Source organism: Herbaspirillum sp. NPDC087042, from assembly GCF_044745245.1.
GTDB lineage: Bacteria > Pseudomonadota > Gammaproteobacteria > Burkholderiales > Burkholderiaceae_D > Herbaspirillum.
The window spans coordinates 132,103-149,021 of sequence record NZ_JBIUZW010000006.1; the positions used below are offsets into that span (position 1 = coordinate 132,103).

A 16,919-nucleotide genomic window follows, 5' to 3' on the forward strand; every position below is an offset into this window, starting at 1 on the left:
CCCTACAACAGAAAGATCAAACTCATGCTCGTCCACCCCATGCCCAACCCGATCGCCGTGCAGATCGGGCCTCTGGCCGTCCACTGGTATGGCCTGATGTACCTGCTGGCCTTCGCCCAGTTCATCGCGCTGGGCCGCCTGCGCATCAAGCAACCGCATATCGCCGCCGTCGGCTGGAAGAAGGAAGACCTGGACGACATGCTCTTCTACGGCGTGCTGGGGGTGGTGCTGGGCGGGCGCATCGGCGAGATCCTGTTCTACAACCCGGCCTACTACTTCGCCCATCCGGCGGACATGATCGCGGTCTGGAAGGGCGGCATGTCCTTCCACGGCGGTTTCCTGGGCGTGATGCTGGCGATGTACCTGTGGGGCCGCAAGCGCGGCCGCAACCTGATGGACATCATGGATTTCATCGCCCCGATGGTGCCGCTGGGCTATGCCGCCGGCCGCCTGGGCAACTTCATCAACGCCGAACTGCCGGGCCGCCCGGCCGATCCCTCGCTGCCCTGGGCCATGATCTGGCCCAATGTGGACAACATCCCGCGCCATCCCTCGCCGATCTACCAGATGCTGGTCGATGGCATCCTGCTGTTCATCATCCTGTGGATCTTCTCGCGCCACTCCCGCCCGCGCATGGCGGTGGCTGGCATGTTCTCGCTGCTGTATGGCTGCGCGCGCTTCTTCACCGAGTATTTCCGGGTGCCGGACTACGACGTGCATTTCGGCAGCATCACCATCTCGGCCGGGCAGATGCTGTCGGTGCCGATGATCGTGCTGGGCATCATCCTGCTGGTGCTGGCCTACAAGCTCAGGCAGCAGGCGCAGGCGCCGTCGGAACCTGCGCTGGCCGGCAAGAAGTAATCCCGGCTTGCTCATGAGCACGGCCTGCCAGCCCACGCTGGCAGACCGGGTCTCGGCTCAGATCACTTTCCGCACCTCGGTAGCGGCCGGCAGCAGCGTAGTGCCATCCCTGGCGGTAGGCGCCATGAAGGGAATCGGCTTGCCGGTGCGCTTGTCCACCAGCACCGAGTGGCGCTCGCCACGCTCGAACAGGTGCTGTTCTCCCCATTGGCGCAACGCCACCACGACGGGAAACAGGCTTTCCCCCTCCCCAGTCAACACATACTCCTGATAGGCCGTGCCATCGGATGCATCCTGCGTTTCCAGGATGCCCGCATCGACCAGCTTGCGCAGCCGGTCGCTGAGGATGTTGCGGGCCACGCCCAGGCTGCGCTGGAAATCACCGAAACGGCGCACACCGTCGAAGGCATCGCGCACGATCAGCAGCGACCAGCGATCGCCGATCAGATCGACGGATCGGGCAACGGGACAGGCTTCGTTATTCATGGGCAGGCGCGACGGCATGGGGTTTCCTGGTGGGCGAACGAAGACAAGTACGGGGACAAATTATCCAGTTGCATTTTAAAACTTCATCGCCTAGCATTCAACAAGTTTCATTTTGAAACCAGATTGAATGGACCCGAGATCATGAAGCCATCTCCCACCTCATCCTCATCGCCAGAGGAAACGCAGAGACAAGCACAACCACCGGGCATGCCCCGCAGCCTGGTGTGGCTGTTCGCCATCGCCAGTGGCCTGAGCGTGGCGAACGTCTATTACGCCCAGCCCCTGCTGGATGCGCTGGCGCGGGACTTCAACATCAGCCATGCAGCCGTCGGCGGCGTCATCACGGCCACGCAGACCGGCTGCGCGCTGGCCCTGCTACTGCTGGTGCCATTGGGGGACCGGATGGATCGCCGTCGCCTGATGGCGGCGCAACTGCTGGCACTGGCGGCTGCGCTGGCCGCCGTCGGCCTGACCCGGTCCGCGCCTGCCCTGCTGGCAGGCATGCTGGCCGTCGGCCTGTTGGGTACGGCGATGACGCAGGGGCTGATCGCCTATGCCGCCAGCGCGGCTGCGCCCCATGAACAGGGCCGCGTGGTGGGAGCGGCGCAAGGCGGCGTCTTCATCGGCCTGCTGCTGGCGCGTGTGTTTGCCGGTGCCGTCAGCGACCTGGTGGGCTGGCGCGGCGTGTATGTCTGCGCTGCGGTCCTGATGCTGGCGATAGCCCTTCCGCTATGGCGGCGCTTGCCCGCCCTGCCTCCGGTAGAGCGCGCGATGAGTTATCCACGCCTGATCGCCTCCATGTTCACACTACTGCGCCAGGAAAAGGTATTGCAGGTGCGCGGCGTGCTGGCGCTGTTGATGTTCGCCGCGTTCAACATCTTCTGGAGCGCGCTGGTGCTGCCGCTGAGCGCAGCGCCCTATGGTTTCTCGCACACGATCATCGGTGCCTTCGGGCTGGTCGGCGTCATCGGCGCCCTGATCGCCGCGCGCGCCGGGCAGTGGGCGGATCGGGGTTACGCCCAGCGCACCAGCGCGGCGGCACTGGCGCTGCTCGTGCTGGCCTGGTGGCCACTGTCGCTGATGGCGTCATCCTTGTGGGCAATGGTGATCGGCATCGTCCTGCTGGACCTGGGAGGACAGGCGCTGCACGTCACCAACCAGAGCCTGATCTTCCGTACCCGGCCCGAGGCGCATAGTCGGTTGGTCGGCCTGTACATGCTGTTCTACGCGCTTGGCAGCTGGCTGGGAGCCATCGGCACCACCCTCACCTACGCCCATGCCGGATGGCAGGGTGTGTGTGCGCTGGGCGCGGCAGTGAGCCTGCTGGCCTTGCTGTTCTGGGCGATGACGTTCAAAGGCCGGGCGGCGCTCGCCTGTGTTCGGGCGGAGCCGGGGTCACGGTGACATGAAAAAGGGCGGTACCGATCACATCGGTACCGCCCTTCTGTCCAGCCGGCCTGTGGAAAACTCAGGCCTTCTTCAAGGCGCTGGCCGCGCGGGCGATCTCGGTGATCTTGTCCCAGTCACCGGCCTCGATGGCCGCCTTCGGGGTCAGCCAGGAGCCGCCCACGCAGACCACGTTCTTGCAGGCCAGGAACTGCGGCGCGGTCTCTTGCGTGATACCACCGGTGGGGCAGAACGACACATCGGCCAGGGGACCGGCGATACCGTTGAGCATGCCGATGCCACCCGCCGGCACCGCCGGGAACAGCTTCAGTTGACGGAATCCCGCTTCGCGCGCCGCCATCACTTCAGAGGGCGTCATCACGCCCGGCAGCAGCGGCAGGCCGCTGCGCTTGGCGGCTTCGATCAGCGCCGGGGTCAGGCCGGGCGAGACGCCGAAGACCGCACCCGCATCGCGCGAAGCGACGAATTCCTCGGGCGAAGTCAGGGTACCCACGCCGACGATGGCATCCGGCACCGACTCGGCGATGGCGCGGATGGCCGGCAGGCCGTGCTCGGTACGCAGGGTGATTTCCAGCACGCGGATACCGCCCGCGACCAGGGCACGCGCCAGCGGCACGGCGTGTTCGAACTTGTCGATGGCGATCACCGGGATGACCGGCGAGGCGCGCATGATTTCCAGTGTGGTCTTCATACCGATGCTTTCTCTTTCTCAAAAATCGGCGGCAGGCCGAAGGTGGCGCCGCCCTCTTCTGCGGTGCCTACCGCGTTACGGAACAGGCTGAACAATTCGCGACCCATGCCGTGCTGGTTGCCCGACAGGTCGGTCACGTCCTGGCTGCGTGCTTCCCACTCGGCAGCCGCTACCTTGGCTTCCAAGGTGCCGGCTTCGGCGTCCAGGCGGATGATATCGCCATTGCGCACGCGGCCCAAGGGGCCACCGCCCAGTACTTCAGGCGTGACGTGGATCGCGGCCGGTACTTTACCCGATGCGCCCGACATGCGGCCATCGGTGACCAGCGCCACGTGGCGGCCCTTGTCCTGCAGGATGCCCAGCGCCGGCGTGAGCGCATGCAGCTCGGGCATGCCATTGGCGCGCGGGCCCTGGAAGGTGATCACGGCAACGAAATCGCGGTCCAGCTCGCCGGCCTTGAAGGCCGCCATGAAGGCTTCCTGCGAGTGGAACACCACGGCCGGTGCTTCCACCACGCGGTGCTCGTGCTTGACGGCCGAGATCTTGATGACGGCACGACCCAGGTTGCCCTGCAGCAGCTTGAGGCCGCCATCAGCCGAGAAGGGCTTGGCGACCGTGCCCAGCACGGTGTCGTCGCCACTCTGGGCCGGCGCATCCTGCCAGGTCACGGTGCCGGGGCGACCATCCTTGCCCTCGGCAGCCAGCATCGGCTCCTTGCAGTGTTGGCGCAGGCCCTGGCCGAGAATGGTGGTGACGTCGTCATGCATCAGGCCGGCATCGATCAGCTCGCGCAGCACGAAGCCGGTGCCACCGGCGGCATGGAAGTGGTTCACGTCGGCCGTGCCATTGGGATAGATACGGGTCACCAGCGGCACCACGGCGGAGAGCTTGTCGAAGTCATCCCAGTCGATCACGATGCCGGCCGCCTTGGCGATGGCCACCAGGTGCAGGGTGTGGTTGGTGGAGCCACCGGTGGCGTGCAGGGCGACGATGGCGTTGACGATGGCCTTCTCGTCGATCATGCGGCCCACCGGCGTGTATTGCGCGCCGAGGTCGGTGATCCGGGCGGCCTGACGAGCGGCTTCGGCAGTCAGGGCATCGCGCAGCGGGGTGTTGGGGGTGATGAAGGCGGCGCCCGGCAGGTGCAGGCCCATGGCTTCCATCAGCATCTGGTTGCTGTTGGCGGTGCCGTAGAAGGTGCAGGTACCGGCACCGTGATAGGACTTGGACTCGGCCTCCAGCAACTCGGCGCGACCGATCTTGCCAGCCGTGTAGAGCTGGCGGATCTTGACCTTGTCGCTATTGCTCATGCCGCTGGTCATGGGGCCGGCCGGCACGAACACCGCCGGCAGGTGGCCGAAATGCAGCGCCCCGATCAACAGGCCCGGCACGATCTTGTCGCACACGCCCAGGTAGAGGGCGGCGTCGAACATGTTGTGCGACAGCGCCACGGCAGCGGCCATGGCGATGGTGTCACGCGAGAACAGCGACATCTCCATCCCGGTCTGGCCCTGGGTGACGCCATCGCACATGGCCGGCGTGCCACCGGCGAACTGCGCCACGGCACCGGCTTCGCGGGCGGCATCCTTGAGGATCTGCGGGAAGCGCTCGAACGGCTGGTGCGCCGACAGCATGTCGTTGTAGGCCGAGACGATGGCCAGCGACGGCGCCTTGTCTTCCTTCAGCTTGAGCTTGTCGTTGGCCGGGAAGGCCGCAAAGCCGTGAGCCAGGTTGGTACATGCCAGCGCACCGCGCTGGGCGCCCTTGCGGCGAGCCGCTTCCAGTCGTTCGAGATAAGCGGTCCGGTAAGGACGGCTACGTTCGGCGATGCGCCGGGTGACGCTGGCTAAGGTAGCGTTGAGAGGCATTGTCTTTTTCCTGTTAGCGTTAACAATGTAATTTTACTACACAATTTTCAACGAATGAAATCATACACTTAGAGCACTGCAACATGCGCGACGCACGCGTTTTTTCATTGCGCCTACAAAAAATCGCCTAAAAGCCTTATCAGTCTGCGTTTGCGGGCCATCCAAGGAAAGTCGATGACTTGTCATGGCCGCGTCACAAACTGTAGTGAAATTACCATTCTGTTCGCAATTGATGTATAGTTTCATCGTTGCACCAAGAATACGTATCGCGGCCGGCTGCAGGAGACACATGCAGCCAGGGCTTGCCAGGCCACGACAGCCAACCGACACCAGACCCATGCACACCACCGCACTGACCGACACGGCCGCCTTCAAGGCATTGCAACAACATCACGCCCAGGCCGTGGACTGGCACATGCGCGACCTGTTCGCGCAGCAACCCGAGCGTTTCGAGCGCATGCATGTGCGCGCCGCCGGCCTCCTGCTGGACTATTCCAAGAACCGCATCCAGTCCGAGACCCTGTCGCTGCTGATGAGCCTGGCCCGCGAGCGTGGCGTGGAAGCGCTGCGCGAGGCCATGTTCCGCGGCGAGAAGATCAACTTTACAGAACATCGCGCCGTGCTGCACACCGCACTGCGTGCACCGGCCGGCGCCTGTGACGCCCTGGTGGATGGACACGGCGTGGGCGAAGACGTTCATGCCGTCCTGGCCCATATCCGCGATTTCTCCGAGCGCGTGCGCAGCGGCGCCTGGCGCGGCCACACCGGACGCGAGATCACCGACATCGTCAATATCGGCATCGGCGGCTCCTTCCTCGGTCCGCAAATGGTCTGCACCGCCCTGCGCGACTATGGCCACGCGCGCCTGCACGCCCATTTCGTCTCCAACGTGGACGGCCACGACCTGGAAGAAGTGCTCTCGCGCGTCGATCCCGAGACCACGCTCTTCATCGTCGCCTCCAAGACCTTCACCACCCAGGAAACCATGCTCAACGCCAAGTCGGCGCGCGCCTGGTTCTTGCGTCACGGCAAGGAGGCCGACCTGGCCCGCCACTTCGTGGCGGTATCCACCAATGCCGCCGAGGTCACGGCCTTCGGCATCGACCCCGACAACATGTTCCCCTTCTGGGACTGGGTCGGTGGCCGCTATTCGGTGTGGTCGGCCATCGGCCTGCCCATTGCGCTGCTGATCGGCTTCGAGCACTTCTCGGCTTTCCTGGCCGGCGCCCATGCGATGGACCGCCACTTCCGCGAAGCCCCGCTGGAATCGAACATGCCGGTCATCCAGGCCCTGATCGGTATCTGGAACCGCAACTTCTTCAACAGCGAATCGCTGTCGGTGGCGCCCTATCACCAGTGGCTGCGCTACTTCCCGGCCTACCTGCAACAGCTCGACATGGAGAGCAACGGCAAGCGCATCACTCGTGACGGCACGGCCGTGGGCGTGGCCACCTGTCCCTTCATCTGGGGCGACGTCGGTACCAACGGCCAGCACGCCTTCTTCCAGCTGTTGCACCAGGGCACCGATGTCACGCCCATCGATTTCATTGCTGTCCTGAAACCCTCGCACCATATTGCCGAGCACCAGGATGTGCTGCTGGCCAACTGCTTCGCCCAGTCCGAGGCCTTCATGCGCGGCAAGGCTGCCGATGAGGTGCGCGCCGACCTGGAAAAGCAGGGCGTCGACGAAGCGGAACTCCAGGCGCTGCTGCCGCACAAAACCTTCGATGGCAACCGTCCCAGCAATACCCTGCTGCTGCCCGAACTGAACCCGCATGCGCTGGGCGCGATGATTGCGCTCTACGAGCACAAGACCTTCGTACAGGGCGCCATCTGGGGCATCAACAGCTTCGACCAGTGGGGCGTGGAACTGGGCAAGGTGCTGGCCAAGACCATCCACGGCGAGCTCAAGAGCGAACCCAACCCGGCGCTGCACGATGCCTCCACCAATGCCCTGATTGCATTGGCGCGACAGGCAAGACAGGGCTGATGCCCGCAGCGCATCGCAGCACAACGTAGATAACGCACACCGAGACCTTACCTACCATGGCTATTTCCGATTTCGATCTGGTTTTATTTGGCGGCACCGGCGACCTGTCGATGCGCAAGCTGCTGCCCGCGCTGTATGCCCGCGACCGCGCCCGCGACCTGCCGCCCGACGCGCGCATCGTCTGCCTGGGCCGTGACGAGAAGACCCGCGAGGAATTCCTGCAACTGGTGGAAAAATCCGCCAAACCCCACGTGCCGGCCGCCAACCTGGACGCCGCCGTCTGGGACCGTTTCAGCAACCGCCTGCAATACGCCTCGGTCAACGCCAAGGAAGGCAGCAGCTTCGATCACCTCAAGGACGCCCTGCGCGACATCGACGGCCTGGCCCGCGTGTTCTACCTGGCCACGCCGCCCAGCCTGTTCGCCTCGATCTGCGAAAACCTCTCCAAGGCCGGGCTGGTCACGCCGGCCTCGCGCGTGGTGCTGGAAAAACCGCTGGGCCGCGACCTCAAGAGCGCCCGCGACATCAACGCCCAGGTCGGCCGTTACTTCCAGGAATCGCAGATCTTCCGTATCGACCACTACCTCGGCAAGGAAGCGGTGCAGAACCTGCTGGCGCTGCGCTTTGGCAACGTGCTCTTCGAGCCGCTGTGGCGCCGCGAATGGATCTCGGACGTGCAGATCACCATCGCCGAAGAGCTGGGCGTGGGTGGCCGCTTCGACTACTACGACACCTCCGGCGCCCTGCGCGACATGCTGCAGAACCACCTGCTGCAACTGCTCTGTATCGTCGCCATGGAGCCGCCCGTGTCCAACTCGGCCGACGCCGTGCGTGACGAAAAGCTCAAGGTACTGCGCTCGCTCAAGCGCTTTACCCCGACCACGCTGGCCATGAACGTGGTGCGCGGCCAGTACCGCGCCGGTCACGTCAATGGCGTGGCCGTGCCGGGCTACCGCAAGGAAGCCGACGCCAATCCCGAATCGCGTACCGAAACCTATGTGGCGGTGAAGGCCGAGATCGATACCTGGCGCTGGGCCGGCGTGCCCTTCTACCTGCGTACCGGCAAGCGCATGGCCGACTCGCTGGCCGAGATCGTGGTGCGCTTCAAGAGCGTGCCGCACTCCATCTTCGCGCATCACAACGACACCCCCAACTGCCTGGTGATCCGCCTGCAGCCCGACGAAGGCCTGCACATGAACCTGATGGCCAAGCAACCCGGCGACGGCATGCGCCTGCGCCCGGTGGAGCTGGAACTGGACTTCCGCGAGAAATTCAAGACCCCGCGCATGGACGCCTACGAACGCCTGCTGCTGGATGTGCTGCGCGGCCACCTGACCCTGTTCATGCGCAGCGACGAACTGGAAGCCGCCTGGGAATGGGTGGAACCGATCCTGAACCACTGGGACCAGCAGGAAGCCGACCCCGTGCCCTACAACGCCGGCACCTGGGGCCCCGCCGCCGCCAGCGCCCTGATCGGCCGCGACGGCCTGCAGTGGCGCGAAGAAGCGCTGCCCGAAGTGTAAGCCCCTCACCCGGCCATCATGTCCATGCTGCTCGACTCCATCCGCACCCACATCAACTCCCTCTCCAAGTCGGAGAAGAAGGTGGCTGCGACCATCCTCGCCAATCCGCAACTGGCGCTGGCGGAGAACCTGACGGCGCTGGCCAAGAATGCCGAAGTGTCGGAGCCGACCGTGATCCGCTTCTGTCGCGCCATCGGCTACGAGGGCTGGCATGACTTCAAGCTGAAGCTGGCGCAAAGCCTGGCGCTGGCCCTGCCCGGCGCCGACGAGACACTGGCCCAGGACGACCTGGCTGCAGATCTCGTCAACAAGATCTGCAGCCGCTCCATCAACACCCTGCTGGACCTGCGCAACCACCTCAATCCGGATGCCATCCAGCTGGCGCTGGACGTGCTGGCGCGCGCCAACAAGATCGAGTTCTACGGCCAGGGCACCTCCGGTATCGTGGCCAACGATGCCCAGCACAAGTTCTTCCGCTCGGGCGTACCGACGGTGGCCTACTCCGACCCGCACATCCACAGCATCGCCGCCTCGCTGCTGAAGGCGGGCGACTGCGTGGTGGCGATCTCGCAGCGCGGCGGCAATGCCGCCCTGCTGCGCTCGATCCAGCTAGCCCGCAAGGGCGGTGCCGACATCATCGTGCTGGGTCCGTCCGGCACTCCGCTGGCCGAACTGGCCACCGTGCTGGTGCCCATCGACCTGTCCTTCAACATCGATCCCTACACGCCCATCTCGGCGCGCCTGGCGCACCTGGTGGTGATCGACATCCTGGCGGTGGGACTGGCGCTGCGACGGGGGCCGGAATTCCGCAAGAAGATGCAGAACGCACAGAAGTCGCTGCAGAAGTTCGACATGCAGTTCGACTCCTTCTTCCGCTGACCGGGGCTGCGCCCGATCAAGTATCAGCGATTGGCCGACAGACAGGAGACCACGATTGCGTACAATGCCGATGTCCCACATTCTTCCAACTTAGCAACAGGACTTCCCATGAGCCAGCTTGACCAGTTGAAGCAGTACACCACCATCGTGGCCGACACCGGCGACTTCCAGGCGATGAAGGCCTTCGCCCCGCAGGACGCCACCACCAACCCTTCGCTGATCCTCAAGGCCGTCCAGAAGGCCGAGTACCAGCCGCTGCTGGCGTCCGTGGTCAAGGCCAATGCCGGCAAGAGCACCGACGAGATCATCGATCGCCTGCTGATCGCCTTCGGCCTGGAAATCCTCAAGATCATCCCGGGTCGCGTCTCCACCGAGACCGATGCGCGCCTGTCCTTCGACACCGCCGGCACCGTGGCCAAGGGCCGCGAGCTGATCCGCCTGTACGAAGAAGCCGGCATCGCCCGCGAGCGCGTGCTCATCAAGATCGCCTCCACCTGGGAAGGCATCCGCGCCGCCGAGCTGCTGGAAAAGGATGGTATCCGCTGCAACCTGACCCTGCTGTTCTCGCTGCCGCAAGCGATTGCCTGCGCCGAAGCCGGCGTGCAACTGATCTCGCCCTTCGTCGGCCGCATCTATGACTGGTACAAGAAATCCACCGGCCAGGAATACACCGGCAGCGACGATCCGGGCGTGCAATCGGTCAAGGCGGTGTACAACTACTACCGCAAGTTCGGCTACGCCACCGAGGTGATGGGCGCGAGCTTCCGCAACACCTCGCAGATCGTGGAACTGGCCGGTTGCGACCTGCTCACCATCAGCCCCGACCTGCTGCAGAAGCTGGCCGACACCGATGCCCCGGTGGAGTGCAAGCTGAACAAGGAAGCCGCCGCGGCGGCCGACATCACCCGCGTGCCCCTGGACGAGAAGGCTTTCCGCCTGGCCTTGAACGGCGACGCCATGGCCACCGAGAAGCTGGCCGAAGGCATCCGCCAGTTCGCCGCCGATGCGGTCAAGCTGGAACAGATCGTGGAAGGCTTGCGTTAAGCCGGCACACCGGCATGGATCCGGAGGTCTGTCGATACGGCGGGCCGGAAAAAACAACAGGCCGCACCCGTGAGGATGCGGCCTGTTGCTTTTCCACTCGCCCTCCTACCGCGCAGCCGACCCCGAACGGGTCGCCTCCTCCAGCGTGAGCAGCGTGTGTGCGATGGTATCCGTGGTCGCCAGCGTCTTGATGGTGCCAGTGCGCAACGCACCCAGCAGGGCGCTGGCCTTGCTGCTCTCGCTGGCCACCGCGATCACGTCGGGAATGCGGCGCAGGTCGTCCAGCGAAAGACCGATCACCCGCCCATGGGTTTCGGTACGGGTGGGCTCGCCATGGATGTTGATGAAGTCATAGCCCATCATGTCGCCCACCGCGCCCTGGCGACGCAGCTCCGTGATTTCCTGTGGCGAGAACCAGCCCATCCTGACCATCTGGCTTTCTTCGTTGATGTCGCCGATGCCGATCAGTGCGACATGGGCGCGGCGCGCCTTGTCCAGCGTCGGTCGCACAGCGTCGTTGGCCAGCAGGGCGTCGCGCACGGCGGCGCTGTCGACCAGCGCCGGCGCATACAGGGTCTCGCTCTCGCCGCCGAAACGCGAGGCCAGGCGACGGCAGATATGGTCGGAATTCATCGTCTCGCCGCCACGATAGTAGCCACCGATGGCACACACGAAAGTGGCGCTGCGCCGGGTATTGGATAGCGCATGCTCCGAGACGGCATTGATGTTGCGGCCAATGCCCACGGCCACGATGCTGTCATCGGTCAGACTGCGATCGAGGTGATTGGCCACCAGCCCAGCCAGCATGGCGCGCTGCCGCTCCTGGTCATTGTGGCTGACCGAGATGAGCGCGCGCTCGATGCCGAAGCGCTGCATCAATGCATGCTCCAGCTCGATGGTCAGTCCCGGATGGTGGCGCACGCGGATCTCGACAATGCCCTCGTCCTGCGCCCGCTTGAGCATGCGCGCAATCGAGGCGCGCGAAATCGAGAAGCGCTCGGACAACTCCTGCTGCGTCAGACCGTCGACGTAGTACAGCGTGGCTAGGCGAGTCAACTCATCCATCGACATGGATCCCCCCCTTGGCTTGCCACGTTCCGGTCATCCCAGCCACGAGCGACCACATGGCACGCGGCACGGCGCTCATGGGCGCCTGATATTGTGCAAATTGCATTCATATTCCCTGATGCGCTCCAGCTTCTCCGAGGAACGCCCACCTGAAAACTCCGAGGCCAGCCAGGTATCGACGATCGCCTTGGCCAGCTCCACCCCGACCACGCGCGCCCCCAGGGTAATGATTTGCGCATCGTTGCTCTTGCTGGCGCGCTCGGCCGAATAGGTATCGTGACATTGCGCGGCGCGCACGCCAGGCACCTTGTTGGCGGAGATGGCCATGCCGATGCCGGTCCCGCATAGCAGGATGGCACGCCCGAACGCCCCCTGGCTGAGCTGCTCAGCGACGGCAAAGGCGATATCGGGGTAGATCACGGGCTCCGTATCATGGGTGCCGAAGTCCACCACGTCAAGGCCCTTCCCCTGCAAATGGGACTTGATGATTTCCTTGAGCCCGTAGGCCGCCTCGTCACAACCGATCGCTATTTTCATCCTTGGCTCCTCTCGTCTGCACGCCACTCTGGCGATGCTCTCATCCGAATATTTAATCATCATCGGACATTTGCTCAACAAAAGACTAATGCATGGCGCAGAAAAATGCCATGAAAACCATAAAAAATCGCCAAAAGTGCCCAGAAAGGTTCTCATTAGACAAAAACAAATGACTTTTTGTTATTTAAATTTCCAAACAAATGCCCGTTGACATGAAAAAGATTCTTTGCAATGATGATCTCCACAAAGCAATTAATCATCAATGAACATTTGTTCATCGCATGAATGGAGACAGTCATGGCAGAGCTATTACTGGACGCACAAGGCGTAGGCAAGCGCTTCAACGAGGTCGCCGCGCTCATCGACGGACGCCTGCAACTGGCGCGTGGCAGCGTGCATGCCCTGTGCGGTGGCAACGGGGCCGGCAAGTCGACCTTCCTGGGGATCGTGATGGGATTGCTGCGGCGCGACAGCGGAGAGATCCGGCTCAAGGGCCGGCTGGTCGACTTCCACTCTCCCGCCGACGCCCTGCGCCATCACATTGCCATCATCACCCAGGAGCTCTCCCCCATCCCCGGCATGAGCGTGGCCGAAAACCTCTACCTCGGCCGCGAACCCCGCCGCGCCGGCATCTGCGTGGACACCCGTGCCATGCAACGGCAAGCCCAGGCGCTGCTGGACCGGCTGCAGTTCCAGGTCGACGCCCGTGCCCGCATGCGCGACCTGAGCCTGGCCCAGGTGCAACTGGTGGAAATCGCCAAGGCCTTCAGCCACGACTGTGACGTGATGATCATGGACGAACCCACCTCGGCCATCGGCGAGTGCGAGACCGGGCTGCTCTTTCGCGCCATCCGCAACGTGGCCGCGCAGGGCACGGGCATCATCTACGTCTCCCATCGCTTGTCCGAGATCTTCCAGATCGCTGACCACTACACGGTCTTTCGCGATGGCCGCTTCATCCAGAGCGGCGCCATCGGCGACATCGACCGAGCCACGCTGGTCAAGGCCATCGTGGGCCGCTCGCTGCAGCATCAGCAGCGCACGCCGCGCCAGGGCGGCACAGCGGTGCTGACCAGCCAGGGCCTGAGTCGCACCACCGAGTTCGAGGATATTTCCCTGCAGGTGCATGCCGGTGAAGTGGTCGGCATATACGGCCTGATGGGCTCGGGACGCAGCGAATACCTCAACTGCCTCTATGGCCTCACGCGCCCCGAGCGCGGCAGTACCAGCCTGTTCGGGAAAGCCTTGCCCGCGGGGCGACCAGCCGCCAGCATTGCCGCCGGCCTGGCACTGGTGACCGAGGACCGCAAGGACAGCGGCCTGGTGCTCTGCGCCTCGATCCAGGACAACATCGCGCTGGCCGCCTACCGGCGCCTGTCGCAACTCGCCCTGATCCGTCGCAAACCGGTCCAGAACCTGGTACAGCAGATGATCCAGCGCCTGCAGATCAAGGTCAGCTCGACCCAGTTGCCGGTGTCCTCCATGAGCGGTGGCAACCAGCAGAAAGTGGTGCTGGCGCGCTGCCTGTCGACCCAGCCACGCTGCCTCCTGTGCGACGAACCCACGCGCGGCATCGATGAAGGTGCCAAGCGCGAGGTCTACCAGTTGATCGACCGCTTCGTCACCGACGGTGGCGCGGCCCTGGTGGTGTCATCGGAAGCCCAGGAGATCCTCGACCTGTGCGATCGCATCGCCATCTTCAAGTCCGGACGCATCGTCGGCATGGTCGATGCGCACGCCACCACCCAAGAAGAACTCCTCCACCTGGCCTCATGATGATGACCAAACTCTCTGCCCTCACAGCCGGCCGGCTGGCCGCGCCCTCCCTGTCCACGCTGCGCCTGGCCGGTGCGCGCTACGGCGTACTGGCTGCGCTGGTGGCGCTGTGCATTGCGCTGTCGCTGGCCACGCCCTATTTCATGACGCTGGAAAACTGGACCGACATCCTGCGCCAGACCTCCATCAACGGCATCCTCGCCATCGGCATGACCTACGTGGTGCTCACCGGCGGCATCGACCTTTCGGTGGGGGCGCTGCTGGCCTTCTCCGGCATGGTCTGCGCATGGCTGGCTACCGGCGGCGGTTACCCGCCCGCCCTGGCGGTGGCAGCCGGGCTGGGCGCGGGTGCAGCGCTGGGCGCCATCAGCGGCGTACTGGTGGCGCGCATGGCCGTCCCCTCCTTCGTGGCCACGCTGGGCATGTTGAGCGCCGCGCGTGGCGCCACCTACATCTACAACGACGGCATGCCGGTCTCCGACCTGCCGGCCGGCCTGCTGGCCATCGGCAGCGGCCAGATCCTGCATGTGCCGCTGCCCATCGTGATCTTCGGCGTGGTGATCGGGGTGAGCTGGTTCGTCCTGCGCTTCACCATCTATGGACGCTACATCTATGCGGTAGGCGGCAACATCAAAAGCGCCAAGACCAGCGGCATCGATACCCGCCGCGTGCTCTTCGTGGTCTACGTCATCAGCGGCCTGCTGGCCGGATTGGCCGGCGTCCTGCTGGCGGCCCGCACCACCGCAGCGCTGCCCCAGGCGGGCGTGTCCTATGAACTGGATGCCATCGCCGCCGTGGTCATCGGCGGCACCAGCCTCTCGGGCGGCACCGGCACGCTGGGCGGCACCGTCGTGGGGGCGCTGCTGATCGGCGTCATCAACAACGGGCTCAACCTGCTCGGTGTGTCTTCCTATTACCAGCAAGTCATCAAGGGCGTGATCATCGTCGGCGCTGTCCTGCTGGATTCCTCGCGCAAGAAGAACTGAAGTCCAACAACAACGAAACCGGAGACAAATCATGATCAAGAAAACCCTGGCCAGCCTGCTCCTGATGGCGGTGGCCGCCACCGCCACCGCCCAGAACAAACCCCTGCGCATCGGCGCGGCCGTCTATGGCCTCAAGGGCGAATTCATGCAGATGTGGAGCAAGCAGTTGAAGGCGCATCCGGCTGTGCAGGATGGCAGCGTGCAGGTGACCGTCTTCGACGGCAACTACGATGCCCTGACCCAGAGCAACCAGTTCGACACCATGATCCTGCAGAAGTACGACGCCATCATCTTCGTACCGATCGACCTCAAGGCCGGTGCAGCCCCGGTACAGAAGGCGATCAAGGCCGGCATCCCGGTGATCGGCTCCAATACCCGCGTCATGGGGGATGTGCTGACTTCCTATGTGGGCAATGACGATGTGGTGGCCGGTCGCCTGGAAGCCGAGTCCCTGATGAAGTCCCTCGATGGCCGTGGCAACATCGTCATGATCGAAGGCCCCATCGGTCAATCCGCCCAGATCGAGCGCGCCCGCGGCAACGATGAAGTACTGGCGCGCCACAAGGACGTCAAGGTACTGGCCCGCAAGACCGGCAACTGGTCACGTGCCGAGTCGATGGCGCTGATGGAAAACTGGCTCACCGCCCATCCCGGCCAGATCAAGGGCGTCCTGGCACAGAACGATGACGAGGCACTGGGCGCATTGCAGGCGATCAAGTCCAAGGGCATCGATCCCAGGAGCATCCCGGTGGTCGGTATCGATGGCATCGCTGACGCCATCGCCGCCGTCAAGCGTGGTGAGATGGTGACCCACTTCCAGGATGCCCAGGCCCAGGCACAAGGCGCGCTGGACCTGGCCCTGCGTGCCATCAAGGGTCCGTCCTACCAGCCGCGTTCGAGCATCTGGGCCGAGTATGGCGACAAGATGCCCTGGGCTGGCGGTGCCGCCAAGTCCTATACCGTGCCCTGGACCACCATCACGCCCGAAAACGCCGATGAATTCCTGAAGAAGGTCAGGAAATGAGTACGCCCGCCTGTGCCGGCGATGACTACCGCTCCCGCGTCGTCATCGTCACCGGCGCCGCCGCCGGGATCGGTCTGGCCACCAGCCAGCTGCTGGCTGATCGTGGCGCGCAACTGGTGCTAGTGGACCGCAGCGGCGAGATAGAAGGCCTGCCCGATCGATTGGCCGGTGGCGCGCAACGTCACCTGGCCGTGGTCATGGATGTGTGTGAGCAGACCGCCATTGCCGCACTGGTGCGCCAGGTCCAGGAGCGCTATGGCCGCATCGACGTCCTGGTCAACAACGCCGGCGTAGCGCTGCTGGAAGCCGCCGCCGAGGCCTCGTCGACCGACTGGGACCGCACCATGGCGATCAATCTCAAGGCGCCCTTCCTGCTCGCCCAGGCGGTGTTGCCGCTGATGCGCCAGCAAGCCTACGGCCGCATCGTCAACCTGGCCTCGCAAGCCAGCGTGGTGGCACTGGAACGGCACGCCGCCTACTGTGCCAGCAAGGCCGCACTGGTGGCGCTAAGCCGGGTGCTGGCACTGGAATGGGCGTGCCATGGCATCACCGTCAATGCCATCTCGCCCACCGTGGTGGAGACCGAACTGGGCAAGCAGGCCTGGGCCGGCAACGCAGGCGCGGTCATGCGCGCCCGCATCCCGGTCGGACGCTTTGCACAGCCAGCCGAGATTGCCCAGCTCGTCGCCTATCTCGCCAGCGAACATGCCGCCATGATCACCGGCGACAACATCCTCATCGATGGCGGCTACACGGCTGCCTGAGCAACATGTCTTTGC

At 64.4% G+C, this 16,919-nt stretch carries 15 protein-coding genes; 10 read left to right on the forward strand and 5 right to left on the reverse strand.

Features of this window, described 5'->3' with window-relative positions; genetic code table 11:
- The first annotated feature begins 24 nt into the window (after positions 1-24).
- Positions 25-861: a prolipoprotein diacylglyceryl transferase gene (gene lgt / locus ACIPHN_RS10495; protein ID WP_400435885.1), complete on the forward strand. Its 837-nt coding sequence runs from the start codon at positions 25-27 to the stop codon at positions 859-861.
- A gap of 57 nt (positions 862-918) precedes the next feature.
- Here lgt and ACIPHN_RS10500 read toward each other — a convergent pair whose 3' ends face one another.
- On the reverse strand, positions 919-1,365 hold the full coding sequence (locus tag ACIPHN_RS10500) for a winged helix-turn-helix transcriptional regulator (protein WP_400435887.1): 447 nt from the start codon (positions 1,363-1,365) through the stop codon (positions 919-921).
- Between the two features lie 189 nt (positions 1,366-1,554).
- On the opposite strand from ACIPHN_RS10500, the gene ACIPHN_RS10505 reads away from it, so the two are divergent.
- Positions 1,555-2,751 carry an MFS transporter gene (locus ACIPHN_RS10505; RefSeq protein ID WP_400435889.1) on the forward strand — a complete coding sequence of 399 codons (1,197 nt, stop codon included), beginning with the start codon at positions 1,555-1,557 and terminating at the stop codon, positions 2,749-2,751.
- Positions 2,752-2,815: 64 nt separating this feature from the next.
- On the opposite strand, the gene ACIPHN_RS10510 is transcribed toward ACIPHN_RS10505, so the two are convergent.
- Both ACIPHN_RS10510 and edd read right to left on the reverse strand, forming a co-directional pair.
- Positions 2,816-3,445 (reverse strand): bifunctional 4-hydroxy-2-oxoglutarate aldolase/2-dehydro-3-deoxy-phosphogluconate aldolase, encoded by a 630-nt coding sequence (locus ACIPHN_RS10510; RefSeq protein WP_400435891.1) that lies wholly within the window; start codon positions 3,443-3,445, stop codon positions 2,816-2,818.
- On the reverse strand, positions 3,442-5,313 hold the full coding sequence (gene edd, locus ACIPHN_RS10515; RefSeq protein ID WP_400435892.1) for a phosphogluconate dehydratase: 1,872 nt from the start codon (positions 5,311-5,313) through the stop codon (positions 3,442-3,444). Before edd ends, ACIPHN_RS10510 begins: the two co-directional genes overlap by 4 nt.
- 337 nt (positions 5,314-5,650) lie before the next feature.
- On the opposite strand from edd, the gene pgi reads away from it, so the two are divergent.
- The 4 genes from pgi to tal all read left to right on the forward strand — a co-directional run bounded on the left by pgi (position 5,651) and on the right by tal (position 10,749).
- On the forward strand, positions 5,651-7,303 hold the full coding sequence (gene pgi / locus ACIPHN_RS10520; RefSeq protein ID WP_400435894.1) for a glucose-6-phosphate isomerase: 1,653 nt from the start codon (positions 5,651-5,653) through the stop codon (positions 7,301-7,303).
- Positions 7,304-7,359: 56 nt separating this feature from the next.
- Entirely contained in the window at positions 7,360-8,826 is a 1,467-nt protein-coding gene (zwf, locus tag ACIPHN_RS10525; protein WP_400435896.1) for a glucose-6-phosphate dehydrogenase, read from the forward strand.
- Positions 8,827-8,850: 24 nt separating this feature from the next.
- Entirely contained in the window at positions 8,851-9,705 is an 855-nt protein-coding gene (locus ACIPHN_RS10530; RefSeq protein ID WP_034310514.1) for an SIS domain-containing protein, read from the forward strand.
- A gap of 108 nt (positions 9,706-9,813) precedes the next feature.
- Positions 9,814-10,749 carry a transaldolase gene (tal, locus tag ACIPHN_RS10535; protein WP_400435897.1) on the forward strand — a complete coding sequence of 312 codons (936 nt, stop codon included), beginning with the start codon at positions 9,814-9,816 and terminating at the stop codon, positions 10,747-10,749.
- Positions 10,750-10,854: 105 nt separating this feature from the next.
- On the opposite strand, the gene ACIPHN_RS10540 is transcribed toward tal, so the two are convergent.
- Positions 10,855-11,820 (reverse strand): sugar-binding transcriptional regulator, encoded by a 966-nt coding sequence (locus ACIPHN_RS10540; protein WP_400435899.1) that lies wholly within the window; start codon positions 11,818-11,820, stop codon positions 10,855-10,857.
- A 72-nt stretch (positions 11,821-11,892) separates the two neighbouring features.
- Positions 11,893-12,354, reverse strand: a complete 462-nt coding sequence (rpiB, locus tag ACIPHN_RS10545) for a ribose 5-phosphate isomerase B (protein WP_400435901.1) — start codon at positions 12,352-12,354, stop codon at positions 11,893-11,895.
- A gap of 297 nt (positions 12,355-12,651) precedes the next feature.
- Here rpiB and ACIPHN_RS10550 point away from each other — a divergent pair, with 297 nt between their 5' ends.
- Genes ACIPHN_RS10550 through ACIPHN_RS10565 form a run of 4 tightly spaced genes read left to right on the forward strand, consistent with a single transcriptional unit; the run spans position 12,652 to position 16,904 of the window.
- Positions 12,652-14,130 carry a sugar ABC transporter ATP-binding protein gene (locus ACIPHN_RS10550; RefSeq protein WP_400435903.1) on the forward strand — a complete coding sequence of 493 codons (1,479 nt, stop codon included), beginning with the start codon at positions 12,652-12,654 and terminating at the stop codon, positions 14,128-14,130.
- A complete protein-coding gene (locus ACIPHN_RS10555) occupies positions 14,130-15,116 on the forward strand; it encodes an ABC transporter permease (protein WP_400435905.1) in 987 nt (328 codons plus the stop codon). Before ACIPHN_RS10550 ends, ACIPHN_RS10555 begins: the two co-directional genes overlap by 1 nt.
- Positions 15,117-15,150: 34 nt before the next feature.
- On the forward strand, positions 15,151-16,140 hold the full coding sequence (locus ACIPHN_RS10560; protein ID WP_400436086.1) for a substrate-binding domain-containing protein: 990 nt from the start codon (positions 15,151-15,153) through the stop codon (positions 16,138-16,140).
- Complete coding sequence (locus ACIPHN_RS10565; RefSeq protein WP_400435906.1) at positions 16,137-16,904, forward strand: GolD/DthD family dehydrogenase; 768 nt, start codon at positions 16,137-16,139, stop codon at positions 16,902-16,904. Before ACIPHN_RS10560 ends, ACIPHN_RS10565 begins: the two co-directional genes overlap by 4 nt.
- Positions 16,905-16,919 lie beyond the last annotated feature (15 nt).